Genomic DNA, 17,187 nt, shown 5'->3' on the forward strand with positions numbered 1-17,187 from the left:
GATGGTTACCGCTTGTTCCTATATTCTAATCGTTGCGTCTGTTATCGTTTTCGGATACAGCCTTTCGCTGTTGCTCGATAACTTTGGAGCGATGCAAAAGAAGGTCGCGGATTATCGGGAAATGCTTTCGGAATTCGATGAACCGCTCGGCAATACGCGGTGGGTGAATTCCATTCAGAACGTCTCCCTTTTGCTCGGTTATGTTTCGGCGGCTTACTTTGCCGGTTTTGCGTATTGGGTACTTTCGTTGGTTACACTCAAGTTCACCCTGTCGTGCCTGCTTTCCGATCGATTCCACTGCTTGATTTTGAATAACCAGAAAACGGTTTCTAAAAGCATTTACCGGTGGCACAAGTTGGACGCTTTGTCGAATGTTTTGATCTGTTTCTTTATGCTCCTTGCGATGGTCCTATGAAACAGATTTTCTGCATCCTCGCCCTTTTGTTTGTGACTTCCGCATTTGCGCAGAAGTTGCCGTTTGTGGTCGGTGCTGTGGCAGAAACGGGCTATGGCATTTTGAGCGACGGTACGGATGGGGCGGGCCTAAACCGGATGACGCCTTTTATCGGGGCGTGGATCAACGAAATCGGTTATTGCCGTTTGGGTTATGGCTTGTACAATTATTCGCGGACGGATGCGGACGGGGAACATCTTTCGGTCAAGTCTCGCGCGTTTAATGTGACTCTTGGAGCTTCTCTCGGCGGGCCAGGCAGACCTTATTTGATAGGTTCGTTTTCAAGAGCGAAACAGCTTGCCAATATAGGGGATGTGACTTGGAATGAATGGGGCGTTGGTGGAGGTGCGACCTTCCAAATGTTACCGACGGCGGCGATTGTCACCGAACTCGAGTATCGTTGGATCCGTTCGCATTACGATCCGGTAAAGGAACTGCGTGTGGGCGGTACCCGGCTCCAATTCAATGTTGGTTTTGTTGTCTATGTCTACTAAAACGGTTGCGATTTTCGGTGGTGCCTTTGATCCGATTCATCAGGATCATGTTCGCCTCGCGAAGCTTTGTCTCGATATTCGACTTTGTGATGAACTCTGGTTTATTCCGAGCCCGGACCGCTGGGATAAGAAACTTTTTGCGTCGGCGGAAGACCGCTTGAACATGCTGGATCTGGTGATCGGGGACGATTCCCGGATTGCGGTTTCCGAAATGGAATTGCAGATGGAGGATTACCGCGGCTCTTACGTCACCATGAGCACGCTCCGAGAAAAATACCCGGACTTGAATTTTAGACTTCTCGTCGGTGCTGACAGCTACGTCGGCATTCCGCATTGGCGCGACCCGCTGCATTTTTACGGCACCGAATTCAACGGTCCGCGGCTCTTGAAAGAATTCGAACTGATCGTCTTCGAGCGCCGCGGAATCCCTATGCCCGATCCGCAGGAACACAAGGCGAAAGGCTATGCCGATATCTTTCTTGTCGGAAAGGAACAGGGCTTTGACGGCAAGTTTGCAAGCAGCGACATCCGCAAGGAACTTTTCTTCGGCTCGGGAAAGAACCCCGAAGGCCTCGATTCGAAAGTCTTTGAATACATTCGAAAGAACCATCTTTACCGCTTATGAGCAGCGTCCCGCAGACGATGTACTTTGAAAGCGTTGTTCGAAACGAACAGCGGGGCATGACTCTTGCCGATGAACTTTCTGTCCGCTTCACGTACCATTCTAAAGAGGAATGGCTGTCGAAGATCGAACAGGGCCTTGTGACATTGAACGGAGTCGTGGCGACTCCCGAAATGATTGTGATGCCCAAAGACAAGGTCGTTTACCGTGTCGACAATTACACAGAACCGGAAGTGCCGACAGATTTTGAAACGCTTTACGAAGACGATGATTTTTTGATCGTTTCCAAGCCTGCGGGAATCCCGGTGCATCACACGGGGCACATTTTTTACAACACGTTCACCGGCGTGATCCGCCGCGCGTTCAAGAATGAAGAGCTTTCCCCAATGCATCGTCTAGACCGAGATACGGGCGGCATTATGATTTTTGCGAAGGACAAGGATACGGCGAAACGCTTTGAAAAATCCCTCGACTTGATTCTTCTTCGCAAGGTTTACCTGGCGGTTGTCCGCGGGGAATTCCCGGAAGGCGAAATCCTTTGTGAAGAACCTCTTCGTGAAGACCCGAACCATTTCATCCGTATTAAGATGTTTCCGTTTGCAAACGGCAAGCCTTGCAAGACCGTATTTCACAGGGTTGCCGTTTTCCATGAAAAGATCGGCGATATCGAAGCGCCGTTTTCGCTTGTCGAAGCGGAACTCTTTACCGGACGCAAGCATCAGATCCGGGCGCATCTTTCGCATTTAGGCTATCCCGTCGTCGGCGATAAACTCTATTCCTTTGACGGGGATTATTACAAGAAGCTCGTCAGCGGAAATGGACCTTTGACGGAAGAAGATTTTCAAAAGCTCGGGGCAAAAACGCAGATGCTCTTTGCGTACCGTGCACAGATCCGGATTCCGGGAAAGGAACCTCACTGGTTTATTTCACACAAATTTACTTCGGAGATGGAGGCTGTAATTCAACGCCTCCCGCAGCCCTTACCCGACGCTTCAACTCTTGATTCAGAGGCCAGTAGATAGCGGCAAAAAGAACGTATCCGCAAAGCAATACAATCCAATGGTTCCAGCCGAGACGCGTTTCGATGAAATGCATTTCGACGAACATGAACGGAGCCGCGATCAAAAAAAGCGGAAGCTGTCTGCACTGATCGCCTAAGGAATGACGGCTCTCGTAGCTTACGATGGAATTCATCATGGGGAAGCTTGTGCAGAATCCTCCCATCCAATTTTTAATCAGCATCAGTCCGCTCACGACAAAGGCGATTGCCGGCGCTTTGATGTAAACCGGGAGCGGCGTCTTGTAACGGACGCCCGGCTTGTACGTCTGCGTCTGGAAAAGTATGATGCCGAGAATACAGTCGAAAATGCATACACCGATAAAGAAGGCTTCGCTGTCGGGAACGCGCGGCATTAAAAAGGTGCCGAGGCAAACGAAAAAGGCGAGCCCTGCGATAATGCTTAAAACGATTGGAACCTTGGCCTTGTAATGCAGGATCCGCACGATGTGCACATACAAAAGGCACATGAAGCCCGAGATAGCATTGGACGCTCCCATCGGAAGTCCGACTGCGATATAGGCGAATCCGCAGGGAATGGGAATCGTCGCCGTTACCGCTTTCAGTTGCGGGTCCTTCAAATAGGCGCTGATCGTGCCGAGGGCCGAGACGATAATCACGAGCAGCCAATCATAAAAGGCGAAGTGGAAGTTCAAGGATTCGAGCATTTTGAGCTCAAATGTAGCAAATACAGGAAAAAAGTCTTTTTTTACCCTTTTTTGGCCCCGGTTCGCCATTTCGGAGTGCTCACAAAAATGTTTTTTACTATGTTTGACTTCACGTACTTGCATTTTATCTTGGTCCTGCACCAGTTGTCGCCAATTCCACTGGGTGCTTGCAGGGAACTCGGATATAAACATGTAATAGTTACGTGCATTCACAATCAAAACAAAAGGAATGGACTACAATGGCTACCATTACGCAAGAAAAGATCAAGGAACTCACCTCCAAGTTTGGTGCAAATGAAAACGACACTGGTAACGTCCGCGTTCAGATTGCAATTCTCACCGAACGCATCAAGAATTTGACCGAACATGCTAAGACCCACAAGAAGGATCATCACTCTCTTCGCGGTCTTTCCCAGATGGTTGCTCAGCGTAAGACCCTTGTTAAGTACCTCTCCAACAAGGACATCAACGCCGCTCGTCAGTTGATCAAGGATCTCGGACTCCGCGGTTAATCTTTAAGGAAAGCTTATGGAATATAAGATGCTCGCGGCTAAGGAAATGAAGACGCAGCTCCCGGATGGGACTGAAGTCGTCTTCGAAACCGGCCGCCTCGCCAAGCAGGCTTCGGGCTCTGCCGTCGTCAAGATCGGCGACGCGTTCTTGCTCGCTACGGTCTGCTTTGGCCCTGAAAAGGAAGGGGATTTCTTCCCTCTGACCGTCGAATATCGCGAAAAGGCCTACGCTGCTGGTCGCCTCCCGGGCGGTTACAACAAGCGTGAAGCCGGTCGTCCGAGCGACGATGAAATTCTCTCCGCTCGTATCATCGACCGTCCGATTCGCCCGATGTTCCCGGACAACTTCACCCGCGAAGTGCAGGTGATCGTTAACGTTCTTTCCGCTGACAAGAAGTTTGCTCCGGACGTCTTCGGCGTTTCCGCAGCTTCTCTCGCGATCGGCCTCTCCGAACTCCCGTTCGAAGAACAGGTTGCAGCTGTCCGCGTCGCCGTGATCGGTGATGAATATATCGTCAATCCGTCTTATGAACAGGTTTCTGTCGCCGATCTGGACCTCGTGGTCGCCGGTACCGAAAATTCGGTCTGCATGGTGGAAGGCGGAGCTTACGAAGTTTCTGAAGACACGATGATCAAGGCCATCACGACAGGTCATGAAGCGATCAAGGTTCTTTGCAAGGCTCAGGCTGAACTCGTCGCTCAGTTCGCCAAGCAGAAGATGGTCCTCACCCCGAAGAACAAGGGTGAAGTTTACGAAAAGCTCGAAGCGACAGTCAAGGAAGTCATTTTCGACGAATTGAACGAAGCTCTCCATGCCAACATGGTGAAGACTCAGCTCTATCCGAAGATGGCGGAACTCTCGGACAAGGTTTGCGCAGACCCGAAGATTCTCGCGATCATCGGCGAAGGCGACGAACAGGATCCGGCTCTCCTCGCAGACGCAAAGGCTATCTTCTCGGAACTCGAACGCTCCACGATGCGTACAATGATCTTGAACGAAGGTCGTCGTATCGATGGCCGTAAGACCACCGAAGTCCGTCCGATTGAAATTCAGCTCGGCGTTCTTCCGAGTGCTCACGGTTCGGGCGTGTTCCAGCGTGGCGAAACCCAGGCTCTCGTGACCTGCACTCTCGGCACCAAGGCCGACGAACAGCGTTACGAAACGCTCCAGGGCGAAGGCTCCAAGAGCTACATGCTCCATTACAACTTCCCGCCGTTCTGCGTGGGTGAATGCAAGAAGCTCGGTATGTCCCGCCGCGAAATCGGTCACGGTCACCTGGCTGAACGTTCCCTCAAGGCTGTGCTTCCGGTGACGGAAGACTTCCCGTACACGATCCGCATCGTGTCTGAAATTCTTGAATCCAACGGCTCCTCTTCGATGGCTTCCGTCTGTGGCGGTACGCTTTCCTTGATGGACGCTGGTGTTCCTATCAAGGCACCGGTGGCTGGCGTTGCTATGGGTCTCATTTCTGAAACCGGCCACGCTGACGACGAAAAAATCAAGATCTTGACCGACATTACGGGTACGGAAGATCACCTTGGCGATATGGACTTCAAGGTCACGGGTACCGAGGAAGGTATCACCGCGTTCCAGATGGACATCAAGATCAAGGGTATCACTCCGGAACTCATGCGCAAGGCTTTGGATCAGGCTCGTGAAGGCCGTCTACATATCTTGAGCAAGATCAAGGAAGCTATCCCGGCTCCGCGCGACCACTTGTCTCCGAAGGCTCCGACGATGCTCAAGATGCGCATCCCGACCTCCAAGATCCGTGACGTGATCGGCTCCGGTGGCGCTGTGATCAAGGGCATGCAGGCTCAGACCGGCTGCCAGATCAACATCGATGAATCCGGCATGATCGACATCGCTGCTCCGAACGCTAAGGCTGGTGCAGTCTGCCGTCGCATGATCGAAGAACTCACTGCAGAACCGGAACCGGGCCGCATTTATAAGGGCAAGGTCAAGACGATTCAGCCGTTTGGCGCATTCGTCGAAATCCTCCCGGGCCGTGACGGTCTCGTGCACATCTCCGAACTCGCCGACTACCGTGTCGAAAAGGTCGAAGACATCGTGCATGTCGGTGACGAAGTCACCGTCCTCTGCTTGGGCGTCGATCCGAAGGGCAAGGTGAAGCTTTCGATTAAGGCTTTGCAGCACAAGGATCAGCCGGCAGCTGAACAGGCTCAGGGCGAAGCTCCTGTTGCTGAACAGCCGCAAGCTTAATCCCATTTCGTAGAAATGAAAAGTCCCAGGTGAACGCCTGGGATTTTTTTGCTTTAAAATTGATGGATCTTGACTTCTTTTTTCTAGATCGGTTCTTTCAGTTTTCGATTCGGCTTTTACCTTCTCTAAAACTTTTTACTTCAACATAAAATCGCGGAGCGGCTTGTAATGTTCTCCGGTAAAGCCGAAGTCCATTTCCTTATAGCTCCACAGAGCGTGACCGATGCCGTATTTATCAAAGACCTGATGGACATCGCGGAACCATTTGACCGTTTCAAAAGCGTTCGCCAGTTCAATGACTCCGTATTCGCCACAGTACAGCGGAACGCCGTGTGCCGTGGCCGTTTCGACCGCTTCCTTCAAAAATTCTTCGAAGAATTCCGGTCCCATTTTTTTGCACTTTGCACGGAAAATGTTTTCGCCCATGTAACCGAGGGCCAGGGACTCCTTGCGGAAAAAATCCATGTCATCGGTATAAGGGATATCTCTATCGTTGTTCAACGCTTCGACCCAGTAAGCCTTTTGGTGCGTAAAGAGCAGAGGCTCGTACAGGTGGAAGGTGTAGATGATGTTCTTTGACGGAGGGGGAACAAGGTCCTTTACAAAAGAGGCGCTATTCCAGCAGACGCCGCCGTAAATAATCGGAGTTTCAGGAGCGTTCTTGCGAATAGTTTCGACCGCTTTCACTATCAGCTTGTTCCACGGATCGATAAATTCTAGGTTCGTCACTTCGTTCAAAAGTTCAAAGACGACGTTTTCATCTTGCGAATAACGTTTGGAAACGCGGTCCCAAATGCCGAGGAAGCGTTCCTGAGCCTTGGCGTTGTTGAAAAGATTGTTCTTCTCTTGATTTCCGAAGTCGTTAAAGTCGTAGCCCGCCGTCTTGTGCAAGTCAAGAATGACGTTCAGACCGTGCTTTTTTCCCCAGGCGACGGCGTTGTCGAGATACTTGTAATTTTCTTCGAGAAGTTCGCCGTTATCCTTTTCGATGAGGTTGTAATCGAAGGGAATGCGCACATGGTCAAACTTCCAGTTTGCGATCTGCTGAAAGTCTTTTTCCGTGATGAAAGTTTCATAGCGTTCGAGCGTGTAATTGCACTGCGAAAGCCATCCACCGAGATTGATTCCTTTTTTGAGTGTCAACATGGGAAACCTTTGGGTTAGCGGGAACGGAAGTTCTTTTTGGAAATGCGGCGCGGGTAACGACGCGGTTCCTTTTTCGGAGCGAGTCGAATGCCGTCGTTGAGGATCAAGATGCGTCCCTGACGGAAGAGTCCGCCGATGACCTTCTTGAAAGCTTTTTTGGAAAGACCGAATTCCTGCTGGATTTCTTCCGGCGAACTGCTGTCGGAGAACGGGAGACGTCCACCGGCCGCTTCGAGCTTTTTCATGATGCCGTCTGCGGCATCCATCGTCGCATGGTAGCCGACCGGTTTTAAGCTCAGAGAGATACGTCCGTCTTCGCGGATGTTCTGAATGTAGCCTTCGCCACAGTCGCCGATTTCAAACGTATCGGTAATCGTGGAATCCAGATGCAAACGTCCCGAGTAGCGGTAGTTGACGAGGAAGTCCACGTAATCTTCTGCGACGTCGTACACGACGAGATCGACCTTCTGTGAAATGTGCAGGTCGCGCGTGTTGCGGTCGATAAAGGCTTTGATTTTTTCCGTCGCTACAATCCGTGCGGTACGTTCATCTTCCAGGATGTACACGACGCAACGGTCGCCCGGTTCCAAAACACCGAGCTGCTGCTTGTAAGGGAGGAAAAGATCTTTATCGAGACCCCAGTCGAGGAACGCGCCGATGTCATTCACATCTTTGACTTCGAGGACGGCAAATTCGCCGACAGTTGCGTAAGGCTTCTGGGTCGTCGCAATCGGACGGCCTTCGTTGTCGACGTAAATGAACACTTCCAGTTCGTCGCCTTCGCATAAATCGTTCGGAGCCTTGGATCCCGGCAAAAGGACGCGTCCACCGCTTTCTACTTCCAGATAGAAACCTTGCGGTTTGATTTCTTCAACGCGGGCGTATTCAAACTGACCAATATGCATAATAACCTCTATTCCAAAGGTAGAAATTTATAGGCAAGAAGAAATTCCAAATTGGAATATGTTGTTTTGGAAGATGCTTGAGAAGGATTTTTGTTGCAATCTCGAGAATATGGGTGTACTTTATAGATGTGACTGGAAAAGAGCTTCGGCGAAAGGTTCGCAGAAGGCAATGCCTTCGGGACTCGTAGATGTTTCCTTCCGTGGCTCCCGGTTTCTATAAAGCCTGCCTCGCTCGGGGCGGGCTTTATTGTTTTAAAATTCCTGTTACGGAAGTTCGTCGCTTCCGATAGCCTGCATCTGGAGCGGGTAAATTTCCTTGCAGGCTTTTTCTCCGAGATCGATGAGCGTGTTCAAGGTGGCACGGTCAAAATCCGAATGTTCGCCGGTTCCTTGGACTTCGATAAAGGATTTTGCGTCGCGCATGACGATGTTCATGTCTACGTCTGCTGCAGAATCTTCGACGTAGCACAGGTCGAGCAGAGGTTCGCCCTTGACGACGCCGACAGAAATCGCGGTGACCGCATGCTTCAAAATTTGAGTTTCGATACCGAGGTTCTTCTTGATTTTTTTGAGTGCGAGCGCAAGGGCGACAAATCCGCCGATGATGCTTGCCGTTCGCGTTCCTCCGTCTGCCTGGATTACGTCACAGTCGACGACGATCGCATTTTCTCCGAGAGCGTTCAGGTCGGCGGCTCCGCGGAGAGAGCGCCCGATCAGGCGTTGGATTTCCTGGGTGCGGCCCGATGCGCCTTTGCGTTCGCGTTCGACGCGCTTGCCCGTACTCTGCGGGAGCAGGGAATATTCGGCGGTAATCCAGCCACGGCCTTTTCCGGCAAGCCATGCGGGGACTTCCGGGAGGAGCGTCGCATTGCAGATGACACGCGTGTTTCCCATTTCGATTAAAACAGAACCGTCTGCAGAAGAAATAAAGCCGGTGGTCATTTTGACCGGGCGAGTTTCGTTGAACTTTCGACTGTCGATGCGTTCCATGTTAAGCCTCGTACTTTAAGCGTTCTGTTTTTCCGCGGACAAAAGAACCCAAGCGGTAGGTGAAATTCGTGTACCGGTTCAGTTCTTCAAAAGCTTCGATTACCTTCGGATCTTTGGGGTTTGCGAGAATCGACGCGTAGAAGATGTATCCCCAGGGTTTATCTGGATTCGGGCGGCTTTCGATACGGGTCATGTTGATGCCACGCTTTGCGAAGGCTCCGAGGGCGCCGTACAGGGCGCCCGGTTTGTCGTCGTTCGCCAGTTCAAAGAGGATGACCGTTTTGATGTTTTCGGAAGCGGAAACATCGACTGGAGCCTTTTGAATCGCGTAAAAACGGGTGAAGTTCACGCCCTTGATGTTTTCGAGGTTCGTGCGGAGAACGTCTAAGCCGTAGAGCTTGGCTGCATAGGTGCTTGCAATGCCGCCATCGGTCAGATTTTTGCGTTTGGCGACTTCTTCAGCGGAGCCTGCCGTGTCGAAGAAAATGACCTTTTCAATCGAAGGATTTTCTTCAAAGAAGTGGCTACACTGGGCGAGTGCCTGCGGATGGCTCATCACGTGCTTCAGCGATTCGATAGAAGCGCCTTTGTTGGCGCAAAGGCAATGTTCGATCTGGAGCTGGACTTCTCCGATAATCGGATGACGCCACTTGGCGAGCAGGTCGTAGTTTTCGTAGATTGATCCTGCGGTGGAGTTTTCGATAGGAATCGCTCCGCCGTCTGCCTTGCCGGTTTCGATCGCCTGGTAGATTTCTTCGAAGGTGTCCATCGGAAGAACGTCGATGTCTTCACCGAAAAGGTAACGGGCGGCGGATTCGCTGTATGCGCCTCGGCGTCCTTGGAATGCGATTTTCTTTTTCATTGAATTCTCCGCGCGCCCTTGTAACGGGGCTGCCAGTAAGGGTCGGACATCGGGCTGATCATAACGCCCTTGGATGTACTGGCGTGGGTAAAGCTTCCTTCTTCTAGGTACACGCCGACGTGGTCAACGCCTGCGCCACCGCCGAAGAAGACCAGGTCTCCGGTCTTGAGGTCGTCCTTAGCGATTTTTTTTCCCATCTGGTACATTTGGGATGAACTGTGGGGAAGGGAGACGCCTGTTTTTTCCTTGTAGATATTCATGACGTAGCCCGAACAGTCGGTTCCGTTTCGGGATGCCTTGCCGTATTTGTACGGGGTCCCGATCCACGGCTTGATGATGGTCATCCAGTCGGCGGTCGTCCCGGAGGCGTTTGCCATCACCTGGTTTGTATGCTGTTCGCCCTTGGAAAGCCTGTAGGAACCGGTGGTTCGATCATAGCTTGGACGAAGCGGCATCGTGCAGGCTGTAAAAAAGCACACGAGCGAAGCGCATAAAATGGTACAAGAAAGTTTCATTGGCGTAAAATCTAAAAAAAAGCCGGTCTGTTTGTTATATTAGGGTCATGGACAATGGAATGATCGACTTCCTTTTGAAGTATAATACGAATGCTCCCCGTTATACGAGTTATCCTCCGGCGAATCTTTTTCATGCCGCAGAAAGTAAGGCTCAGGTGGAACGCATATGGCGTGATTCCAACGTTCTCAAGCCTCAGAATGTGAGTTTCTACTTTCACATTCCATTCTGTAAAAAACGCTGCCTCTTTTGTGGCTGTACGGCGGAACTCCTTCCGGGCAAACAGGATGAACTCGTCCGCTACTTTAACGCTCTTTTTGCGGAAATGGACGAAAAGCTCCCGTGGATCGATGCTTCACGTCCGGTGACGCAGGTGCACTTTGGAGGGGGAACGCCTTCTGCTGTTCCGTATTCCTTCCTTGAAAAGATTCTGAACAAATTAAGGGAGCGCTTTACGTTCGCCCCGCATGCAGAAATTGCGATCGAATGCAATCCGTCGTTAATCGACGAGCCGCGCCTGCGGGAACTCGCCCAGATGGGCTTTAACCGCGTGAGCTACGGAATCCAGGATTTCGACCCGCAGGTTTTAAAGAACGTCGGACGCGATCCTTCGATCTTGCCGGTGAAGGAACTCTTGACCCTTTCCCGCGAACTGAACTTTACAGGCATCAATCTGGACCTGATTTACGGTTTGCCTTCACAGACCGAAGCCGCTTTCTATAAGAGCGTCGAACTCGCCGCTGAGGCTCATCCGGACCGCATCGCGCTTTTCAGTTATGCGCACGTCCCTTGGGTCAAAAAGGCGCAGAAGGCGCTCGAAAAGTTCCCGCTGCCGACTCCGCACGAAAAGCTCGGCTTTTTCCTCGAAGCGCGCGATATGTTCAAGAAGGCGGGCTTTGTGGACGTGGGAATGGACCATTTCTGCGACCCGAAGGATTCCTTGTCGATAGCGCTTTCCGAAGGCCTTTTGCACCGTAACTTCCAAGGCTACTGCACACGTGCGACGACCGGTGAAGTTTACGCTTTTGGTTCGAGCGCCATTTCGCAGCTCGATAACGCTTACTCGCAGAACATCCACGAAAGCAGAAAGTACGTGGAACTGCAGGAAGCGCACCAGATGACGGAAATTCGCTGCGAGGAAATTTCATACGAAGAACGGATCATTCGCGACGCCATCGAACATTTGATGTGCAACCGCAAATTGAAAGTCTTAGAAGAAGAAAAACGCGTCCTCGGTGCGGGCTGGGATCGGCTTCTCGCTCTCGAAGATGACAAGCTTTTGGTCAAAAAGTCCGATTTTGAGGTAGAAGCGACTGAACTAGGGACTTTGGTCATCCGTTATCTGGCGATGCAGCTCGATCCGCTGATGCAGAAAGTGCAGCGGGAAGGCGTTTTTTCCAAGACGATTTAAGATTCCGGTGGACGGCTTCCCTTTTTTTTTTATTTTTGGACCACTAAAAACATTTAGAGGTAGTTTCGATATGAAAAAAGTTTTGCTCCCTATTGCGACTGCGGCTATTGCACTTTCCCTTTTTGGTTGCGATAAGTCCGGTACGGTTTCTGGCCAGGTTTTGGATGCTTTCACCGGCAAGCCGATTGAAATGCCGACCGTGTGGATGGATTCCACGATCTACGGTACGCAGAGCCAGAACTACGCATATAAGGATATGCTCAAGGAAGGTAAGTTCAAGTTCGAAGGCGTGTCTGTCGGTTCCTATTTAATCAAGGCCCGCCGTAGCAAGTACATTCTCGGTCAGCAAAAGTTCACGACCACGAACGATAACCCGAACCTTGAAATCACCCTTTACGAATATCCGGACACTGTGTCCCCGGGTATGTACATCGCTGGAGCAGAAGGCGGCACGAAGATTACGAACAACTGGGCTATCTTCTCCACGACTTGCAAGGAATCCGTCGCAGGTCTCCGCACGAGCTTTGAACAGGATATGAGCGCTTCCGCTCCGTCCCAGAAGGGCAAGAAGGCATCCAAGAAGGATATCAAGGTGAACAAGCTCCCAGAACCGAAGGTGATGGACGCTTCCCTTGACGTTCTCTACTGCAACCCGGGTTCTGTGACGGTTGCTGTCGAAGCGGCGGCTTATCCGGCTGTGGCGGCTGCTGTTTCTGCTCACGCAGACTGCCAGGGCTTCGACAATGACAAGAAGGGTATTTTCCCGGACGTCTCGAAGAAGACCGAACTCGCTGTCGAATATAAGGCTGAAGGCCTTTTCTCGGTGAAGGGCAACCTTCCGAAGGGCAAGCAGTTCATCGTGTTTTCTTCCAACGGCAAGACTCTCCAGTCTTACTACGTGGAAGTGAAGTAATTCAGATTTAAATCTTGAAACCCGCGGGCATGGCTTGCGGGTTTCTTTTTATCCTCGGGGAGTTATGAAGCAAGATCAAGTTCCGTTTTCGATTACGCGTAAAGAAGGTTGGATCATTGTTTTGACGCTTTTCGTCCTGGTCGCGGCCTTCCTTGTTTTTAACCATCTTTCGGTTCCGTATGCCAGATCCTGGGATATCGAATGGGGCTATTATGCGACTCTCGGTACCTTCCTTATCCTTGTTTCGGGACTCGTGGTGAACGCAAAAGAAATCTTTGGCCGTGTCAAGAGCCATGTGCCCTCTACCAAAAGTTTAATCGTTCTCGCATTCCTTCTTGTGTTCTTTACGCTTTTTTCGGTGAATCACATCGAGAATTCACACCGAGTCCTTTCGGATGAAACGAGCTGGGAATCGATGGGCTTGCAGATGTACTTTGAGCATTCGGGGGGCGTTTGCAATGAAGGCATTTGGAACGACGGAACCTTAGACTGTAAAGTCGAGGTGAACAACTTCAAAGGCAAGACCCTGGCTTTTGTCTATTCCCTCGTATTCCGGTTCGCCGATCCGAACCGCGATACGGCTTTGCTTGTCAATTTCCCGTTCTACCTGCTAAGCCTTGTGGCATTTTTCCTTGCGCTGTCTATCTGGTTTAAGAATGACTGGCTTGCGCTTGCGGCGACGGTTTTTCTCGGTGGCATGCCGATTTACCTGTTGCAGTCACGGTCCGCTTCGACGGAAGTCCTTTATATTGCAATCCTTTCGCTTTTGATGGCTTGGTATGCACTTGTGCCGCCGAAAGAGGTGAAGTGGAAGCATTTTTTGCTGACGGTTCCGCTGCTCGGCCTTTTTTCGGGAACGCGTCAGGAAACGGTCTTTGCCTTTGTGCCGTTTGCGCTGTATTACGTGCGCTATTTCCGTGGGGAATTTTACAGACTTCCGCTGTTTGTGCTTTCAACGATTGCGGTGAGCTGGCCTGCGGTGAATACGATGGCTGCGTACCGCGGTTATGATTTCCAGGGCGGGACTCATGCTGCGCATTCGCTTTCGAACTTCTGGTTCAACCTCAAGACGGACATTGTGAAGATGATGAACTTCGAAGGCGATCCTTCGCACGGGGGAATTCTCCAGAATCCGTTCTATACGACCTTTACGATAATCCTGCTTTTGGCTACGGCCTGGCTCCTGTATCGCATGATTTTCAAGAAGCGTTACCGCCGTGGTTTTGTACTTGGAATCTTCTTCTGCATTCAAATTTTTGTGATTCTTTTGAACGTGTCGGGAACCTTTGAAATCGACATCAACCAGCGTTACGTGCTGGTTGCCCTTCCGCTGTTTGCGCTGATCATGGCGCTCGGTATCGGGGATTTTGTATCCACCTGTTTCCTAGATGAAAAGCGTTCTGCGATTGTGACGGTTCTTGCGGCCATCGTGCTTTCGGTCGGGCTTGCTCTTGTACATGCGCCTAGCTTTGATGCGAACATGCTCTATTACAAGAACAAGCTTTTGGGCGAAGAGAATTATCTGAATACCTATTTGAAGCAGCTTCCGAAAAAATCGATCTACATCTATTCCCGTCCGTGGCAGATGCTCGCTTCGGGACATTCGAGCTTTAGTGAACGCTCCTTTATGGGGTGGTCTGCAGATGATTTTGCGAAATACCAGGCGATGAGCGGTGGAAACATTTACCTTGTCCGCGGTCAGGATGGCTATGGCAAGGTGAACCGCGAATCCCGTGTCGTAGGCTTTAAAACCACGGACCAGATTAACACGATTCTCGAAGGCTATAAAGTGGAAAAAGTCCTTGCGGAAAACCGTCTGTTCGGTTATCCGCTCACGATCCACAAAATCCTTGCGAAGCACGGACTTTCGATTTACGCACAGGGACTTTCGGTGAGCGAATTCGACAGCAACCGTTTTACGATCACGAAGAATTTCCCGGAATCCGTTGCCTATGATGTTTTTGTGGGCGATTCCTTGCTCGCACATGGAGTCTTGGATTCCGCAACGGATTCTTTGATAATCGCGGAACAGGCTCCGGGGCTTTCCAGATACAACTTCAACTTCTACGTTCCAGAAGATACGATTCGCCTTTCGAGAGATGCTTTTGTTGCAGGCGATGCGGTGCAGCTTCTTTCGACGCTCCCGTTTGAAAGCGTTTCGCAGGACTGGGGGGACGCCCAGCGCGATCAGAGCGTGGAACATCACACGCTTCACGTCGGCGGTGAATTCTACCGTTACGGTTTCGGTTCCCATGCAAATTCTCGCATTGTGCTGGATCTTTGCGCAGACGGTAAGTGCGTTGACGGTTCTCTTAGCGGGACGCTGCATGCGGTCGTCGGTCTTGATGAAGAAAGCGCTTGCGGTGACGGTGCGGAATTTGCCGTTCACGTTGGAGACCGTGAAATCTGGCATTCGAAGCGTTTGTATTCGGGAGATGCGATGAAGCTCCAGATCCCATTGGAAAAGGCTTCGCTTTTGGAACTTCGAGTGATCAAGGGCGACAACATGGATTGTGACCACGGCGACTGGGCTAACGCCTGGATTTCGAATATCGGAGACCGTTAGCATGAAGATCTTGGTGGCGCCGCTTGATTGGGGCCTTGGACATGCGACGCGTACGATTCCGATAATCTATCAGTTTCTTTCGCGCGGTTGGAAGGTCAATCTGGCGGTGTCTGGTCGTGTTGCCGCCTTGTACAAAGGCCAGTTTCCGAATTTGGAACAGATTCCGGTTCCGGGATATCGGATTGAATATCCGAGGCGCGGTTTTGAAATGCCGCTTTGGCTTTTGAAAAATTCCACACGTTTGATGAGCGTGATTCTTCAAGAGCAGAAGGTAGCACAAAAACTGGTGCGGGAACGCGGTTATGACGTAATCTTTTCGGACAACCGTTTTGGATTCCACGCCGAAGGCGCTTACAATATTTACATGACGCATCAGCTGAGTATCGCTTTTCCGGGACCGTTTAAGGCCTTGGAAAAAATCGGTGTAGCTTGGCACAAACGGGAAATGTCCCGCTTTGATACCATCTGGGTTCCGGATTTTTCGGAATATCCTGGAATGGCGGGAAAGCTTTCGCACGTGCCAAAGGCGAAGGCGGAATACGTCGGAGCGCTTTCACGCTTTGCGGATATGGACTTTTTGAATATGCATTGGGAAAAGAAGTATCGCTTCGTCGCGATCCTCTCAGGCCCAGAACCCATGCGCTCTTCATTTGAAAAGGCGCTTCTCAAAGCCTTCGAAAAAATCCCTGGCGAACATGTCATCATTCGAGGATTTCCGGGCGACGCCGCGTTGCCGAAGGCTCCGTCGAATGTCAAACTCTTCAATCATCTAGAAACTGTAGAATTTGCAAGGACCGTGCAGAGCGCGGAATATTGCATTTCCCGTCCGGGCTACAGCACCGTGATGGACATGATTTACCTGGGCGCAAACTGTATTTTTGTGCCGACGCCCGGCCAGACGGAACAGCTTTACTTGGGAAAGACTTTGCACAGCGCTCGAAAGGCGGGACTTTTGAAGCAGGATGAAATCTCTGCCAAGACCTTGACTGCGGCGATGCGTGAAAAGCACAGATCGTGGGACTTTAACGCGTCCGGAAACCAGCTCTCCCAGGCGATTGACCGCTTGGAATCGAAACTTTCTTCCACTGTTTAAGAGGATTCAATGAAACCCTTTACCGTTGCATTCCCGCTCCCGTGTACGCTTGAAGACGCTCCGAAGTTCCTGCTTGAAAAGCTGAACCTCGACACGTCGAAAAAGCAGGTGATGATTCCGGGCTCTTCGATCTTCTATGCGCCGATTCTGCAAGGTGCTGCGGAAGGCCTTGAAACGATCTTTGCAGAACACGCACCGCTTTCGGATGAAGAATCCAAGGCTCTCGCCGCGCACAAGAGCCTTTTCTTTGTGGAATTCTTTGTGAAGAATCCAGATGAATTCAAGTCGTTCCTGTTTGCGGCCAAGAAGATTTTGGACGCGGGTGCTCTCGGTGTTTACGTGGAAAATTCGGGTTGCGCCTGGAGCGCCAAGGCTTTTGCGGACCTTACATCGGGCGAAGTGCCGATGGAAGCTTTTGTGAATGTGATCCAAACTTCGGATTCTCTTTTCACTCTTGGACTTGAACCTTTCAATTTGCCGGACCTTTGCACGGCGGTAAAGGACCCTTTGTCTGTAGATGAATGCCGCGCCGTTTTGATGGCTGCTGCCGCTTCGATTTTTGAAGATGGCGCAGAATACGGTTCGGGCGAAAAGTGGAAGGACGAAGATCGTGAATTCGAATTCAAAAAAGAATCCAAGGCTCCGTTCGGCAAGGACGCTCCGGAATTCAATTCGCAGGGTTACGCAAGACTCGTGCTGCGTTCCAAGTAAAAGCTTAAAACCAAAAAGAAAGGCTCGCCCATGGACGAGTCTTTTC

The 17,187-nt window shown here is 51.0% G+C and carries 17 protein-coding genes; 11 read left to right on the top strand and 6 right to left on the bottom strand.

Annotated elements, in window-relative coordinates; translation table 11 throughout:
* The first annotated feature begins 1 nt into the window (after position 1).
* Genes BGX16_RS13100 through BGX16_RS13115 form a run of 4 tightly spaced genes read left to right on the top strand, consistent with a single transcriptional unit; the run spans position 2 to position 2,592 of the window.
* On the top strand, positions 2 to 415 hold the full coding sequence (locus BGX16_RS13100) for a hypothetical protein (protein ID WP_100426448.1): 414 nt from the start codon (positions 2 to 4) through the stop codon (positions 413 to 415).
* Positions 412 to 948 carry a hypothetical protein gene (locus tag BGX16_RS13105; RefSeq protein WP_100426449.1) on the top strand — a complete coding sequence of 179 codons (537 nt, stop codon included), beginning with the start codon at positions 412 to 414 and terminating at the stop codon, positions 946 to 948. The genes BGX16_RS13100 and BGX16_RS13105 overlap by 4 nt, the downstream gene beginning before the upstream one ends.
* Positions 938 to 1,573, top strand: coding sequence for a nicotinate-nicotinamide nucleotide adenylyltransferase (locus BGX16_RS13110; RefSeq protein ID WP_100426450.1), 636 nt, complete (start codon positions 938 to 940; stop codon positions 1,571 to 1,573). The genes BGX16_RS13105 and BGX16_RS13110 overlap by 11 nt, the downstream gene beginning before the upstream one ends.
* Positions 1,570 to 2,592, top strand: a complete 1,023-nt coding sequence (locus BGX16_RS13115; RefSeq protein WP_100426451.1) for a pseudouridine synthase — start codon at positions 1,570 to 1,572, stop codon at positions 2,590 to 2,592. The genes BGX16_RS13110 and BGX16_RS13115 overlap by 4 nt, the downstream gene beginning before the upstream one ends.
* Here the strand turns inward: BGX16_RS13115 and BGX16_RS13120 are convergent.
* Positions 2,507 to 3,295 (bottom strand): hypothetical protein, encoded by a 789-nt coding sequence (locus BGX16_RS13120; RefSeq protein ID WP_100426866.1) that lies wholly within the window; start codon positions 3,293 to 3,295, stop codon positions 2,507 to 2,509. The genes BGX16_RS13115 and BGX16_RS13120 overlap by 86 nt on opposite strands.
* A gap of 239 nt (positions 3,296 to 3,534) precedes the next feature.
* On the opposite strand from BGX16_RS13120, the gene rpsO reads away from it, so the two are divergent.
* Both rpsO and pnp read left to right on the top strand, forming a co-directional pair.
* Positions 3,535 to 3,807: a 30S ribosomal protein S15 gene (gene rpsO / locus BGX16_RS13125; protein ID WP_100426452.1), complete on the top strand. Its 273-nt coding sequence runs from the start codon at positions 3,535 to 3,537 to the stop codon at positions 3,805 to 3,807.
* A 16-nt stretch (positions 3,808 to 3,823) separates the two neighbouring features.
* Entirely contained in the window at positions 3,824 to 6,031 is a 2,208-nt protein-coding gene (gene pnp / locus BGX16_RS13130; RefSeq protein WP_100426453.1) for a polyribonucleotide nucleotidyltransferase, read from the top strand.
* Positions 6,032 to 6,166: 135 nt separating this feature from the next.
* Here pnp and BGX16_RS13135 read toward each other — a convergent pair whose 3' ends face one another.
* The 5 genes from BGX16_RS13135 to BGX16_RS13155 all read right to left on the bottom strand — a co-directional run bounded on the left by BGX16_RS13135 (position 6,167) and on the right by BGX16_RS13155 (position 10,389).
* On the bottom strand, positions 6,167 to 7,177 hold the full coding sequence (locus BGX16_RS13135; protein WP_100426454.1) for a glycoside hydrolase family 5 protein: 1,011 nt from the start codon (positions 7,175 to 7,177) through the stop codon (positions 6,167 to 6,169).
* Between the two features lie 14 nt (positions 7,178 to 7,191).
* The gene (locus BGX16_RS13140; RefSeq protein ID WP_100426455.1) at positions 7,192 to 8,082 is read right to left on the bottom strand and encodes a CvfB family protein; all 891 of its coding nucleotides are present in this window, start codon (positions 8,080 to 8,082) and stop codon (positions 7,192 to 7,194) included.
* 264 nt (positions 8,083 to 8,346) lie between these two features.
* On the bottom strand, positions 8,347 to 9,072 hold the full coding sequence (gene rph, locus BGX16_RS13145; RefSeq protein ID WP_100426456.1) for a ribonuclease PH: 726 nt from the start codon (positions 9,070 to 9,072) through the stop codon (positions 8,347 to 8,349).
* Between the two features lies 1 nt (position 9,073).
* Positions 9,074 to 9,934: a prephenate dehydratase gene (locus BGX16_RS13150; RefSeq protein WP_100426457.1), complete on the bottom strand. Its 861-nt coding sequence runs from the start codon at positions 9,932 to 9,934 to the stop codon at positions 9,074 to 9,076.
* Positions 9,931 to 10,389 carry a C40 family peptidase gene (locus BGX16_RS13155; RefSeq protein ID WP_157798058.1) on the bottom strand — a complete coding sequence of 153 codons (459 nt, stop codon included), beginning with the start codon at positions 10,387 to 10,389 and terminating at the stop codon, positions 9,931 to 9,933. The genes BGX16_RS13150 and BGX16_RS13155 overlap by 4 nt, the downstream gene beginning before the upstream one ends.
* 107 nt (positions 10,390 to 10,496) lie before the next feature.
* On the opposite strand from BGX16_RS13155, the gene hemN reads away from it, so the two are divergent.
* The 5 genes from hemN (at position 10,497) to BGX16_RS13180 (ending at position 17,141) form a co-directional block, all read left to right on the top strand.
* On the top strand, positions 10,497 to 11,858 hold the full coding sequence (gene hemN / locus BGX16_RS13160; protein WP_100426459.1) for an oxygen-independent coproporphyrinogen III oxidase: 1,362 nt from the start codon (positions 10,497 to 10,499) through the stop codon (positions 11,856 to 11,858).
* 70 nt (positions 11,859 to 11,928) lie between these two features.
* Entirely contained in the window at positions 11,929 to 12,771 is an 843-nt protein-coding gene (locus tag BGX16_RS13165) for a carboxypeptidase-like regulatory domain-containing protein (RefSeq protein WP_100426460.1), read from the top strand.
* Positions 12,772 to 12,835: 64 nt separating this feature from the next.
* On the top strand, positions 12,836 to 15,337 hold the full coding sequence (locus BGX16_RS13170) for an NPCBM/NEW2 domain-containing protein (protein ID WP_100426461.1): 2,502 nt from the start codon (positions 12,836 to 12,838) through the stop codon (positions 15,335 to 15,337).
* A 1-nt stretch (position 15,338) separates the two neighbouring features.
* Positions 15,339 to 16,430 (top strand): glycosyltransferase, encoded by a 1,092-nt coding sequence (locus BGX16_RS13175; protein WP_100426462.1) that lies wholly within the window; start codon positions 15,339 to 15,341, stop codon positions 16,428 to 16,430.
* Positions 16,431 to 16,439: 9 nt separating this feature from the next.
* Positions 16,440 to 17,141, top strand: a complete 702-nt coding sequence (locus BGX16_RS13180; protein ID WP_100426463.1) for a hypothetical protein — start codon at positions 16,440 to 16,442, stop codon at positions 17,139 to 17,141.
* The last annotated feature ends 46 nt before the right edge of the window (positions 17,142 to 17,187 follow it).

It is taken from the genome of Hallerella succinigenes (assembly GCF_002797675.1).
GTDB classification, from domain to species: domain Bacteria; phylum Fibrobacterota; class Fibrobacteria; order Fibrobacterales; family Fibrobacteraceae; genus Hallerella; species Hallerella succinigenes.

What these genes read in the sequence shown, in the direction of transcription:
- rpsO (WP_100426452.1), top strand. Translation starts at nt 3,535, where the DNA reads ATGGCTACCATTACGCAAGAAAAGATCAAGGAACTCACCTCCAAGTTT.
- BGX16_RS13155 (WP_157798058.1), bottom strand. Translation starts at nt 10,389, where the DNA reads ATGCCGCTTCGTCCAAGCTATGATCGAACCACCGGTTCCTACAGGCTT.
- BGX16_RS13170 (WP_100426461.1), top strand. Translation starts at nt 12,836, where the DNA reads ATGAAGCAAGATCAAGTTCCGTTTTCGATTACGCGTAAAGAAGGTTGG.
- rph (WP_100426456.1), bottom strand. Translation starts at nt 9,072, where the DNA reads ATGGAACGCATCGACAGTCGAAAGTTCAACGAAACTCGCCCGGTCAAA.
- BGX16_RS13180 (WP_100426463.1), top strand. Translation starts at nt 16,440, where the DNA reads ATGAAACCCTTTACCGTTGCATTCCCGCTCCCGTGTACGCTTGAAGAC.
- BGX16_RS13140 (WP_100426455.1), bottom strand. Translation starts at nt 8,082, where the DNA reads ATGCATATTGGTCAGTTTGAATACGCCCGCGTTGAAGAAATCAAACCG.
- BGX16_RS13115 (WP_100426451.1), top strand. Translation starts at nt 1,570, where the DNA reads ATGAGCAGCGTCCCGCAGACGATGTACTTTGAAAGCGTTGTTCGAAAC.
- BGX16_RS13120 (WP_100426866.1), bottom strand. Translation starts at nt 3,295, where the DNA reads ATGCTCGAATCCTTGAACTTCCACTTCGCCTTTTATGATTGGCTGCTC.
- hemN (WP_100426459.1), top strand. Translation starts at nt 10,497, where the DNA reads ATGGACAATGGAATGATCGACTTCCTTTTGAAGTATAATACGAATGCT.
- BGX16_RS13110 (WP_100426450.1), top strand. Translation starts at nt 938, where the DNA reads ATGTCTACTAAAACGGTTGCGATTTTCGGTGGTGCCTTTGATCCGATT.
- BGX16_RS13100 (WP_100426448.1), top strand. Translation starts at nt 2, where the DNA reads ATGGTTACCGCTTGTTCCTATATTCTAATCGTTGCGTCTGTTATCGTT.
- pnp (WP_100426453.1), top strand. Translation starts at nt 3,824, where the DNA reads ATGGAATATAAGATGCTCGCGGCTAAGGAAATGAAGACGCAGCTCCCG.
- BGX16_RS13175 (WP_100426462.1), top strand. Translation starts at nt 15,339, where the DNA reads ATGAAGATCTTGGTGGCGCCGCTTGATTGGGGCCTTGGACATGCGACG.
- BGX16_RS13135 (WP_100426454.1), bottom strand. Translation starts at nt 7,177, where the DNA reads ATGTTGACACTCAAAAAAGGAATCAATCTCGGTGGATGGCTTTCGCAG.
- BGX16_RS13165 (WP_100426460.1), top strand. Translation starts at nt 11,929, where the DNA reads ATGAAAAAAGTTTTGCTCCCTATTGCGACTGCGGCTATTGCACTTTCC.
- BGX16_RS13150 (WP_100426457.1), bottom strand. Translation starts at nt 9,934, where the DNA reads ATGAAAAAGAAAATCGCATTCCAAGGACGCCGAGGCGCATACAGCGAA.
- BGX16_RS13105 (WP_100426449.1), top strand. Translation starts at nt 412, where the DNA reads ATGAAACAGATTTTCTGCATCCTCGCCCTTTTGTTTGTGACTTCCGCA.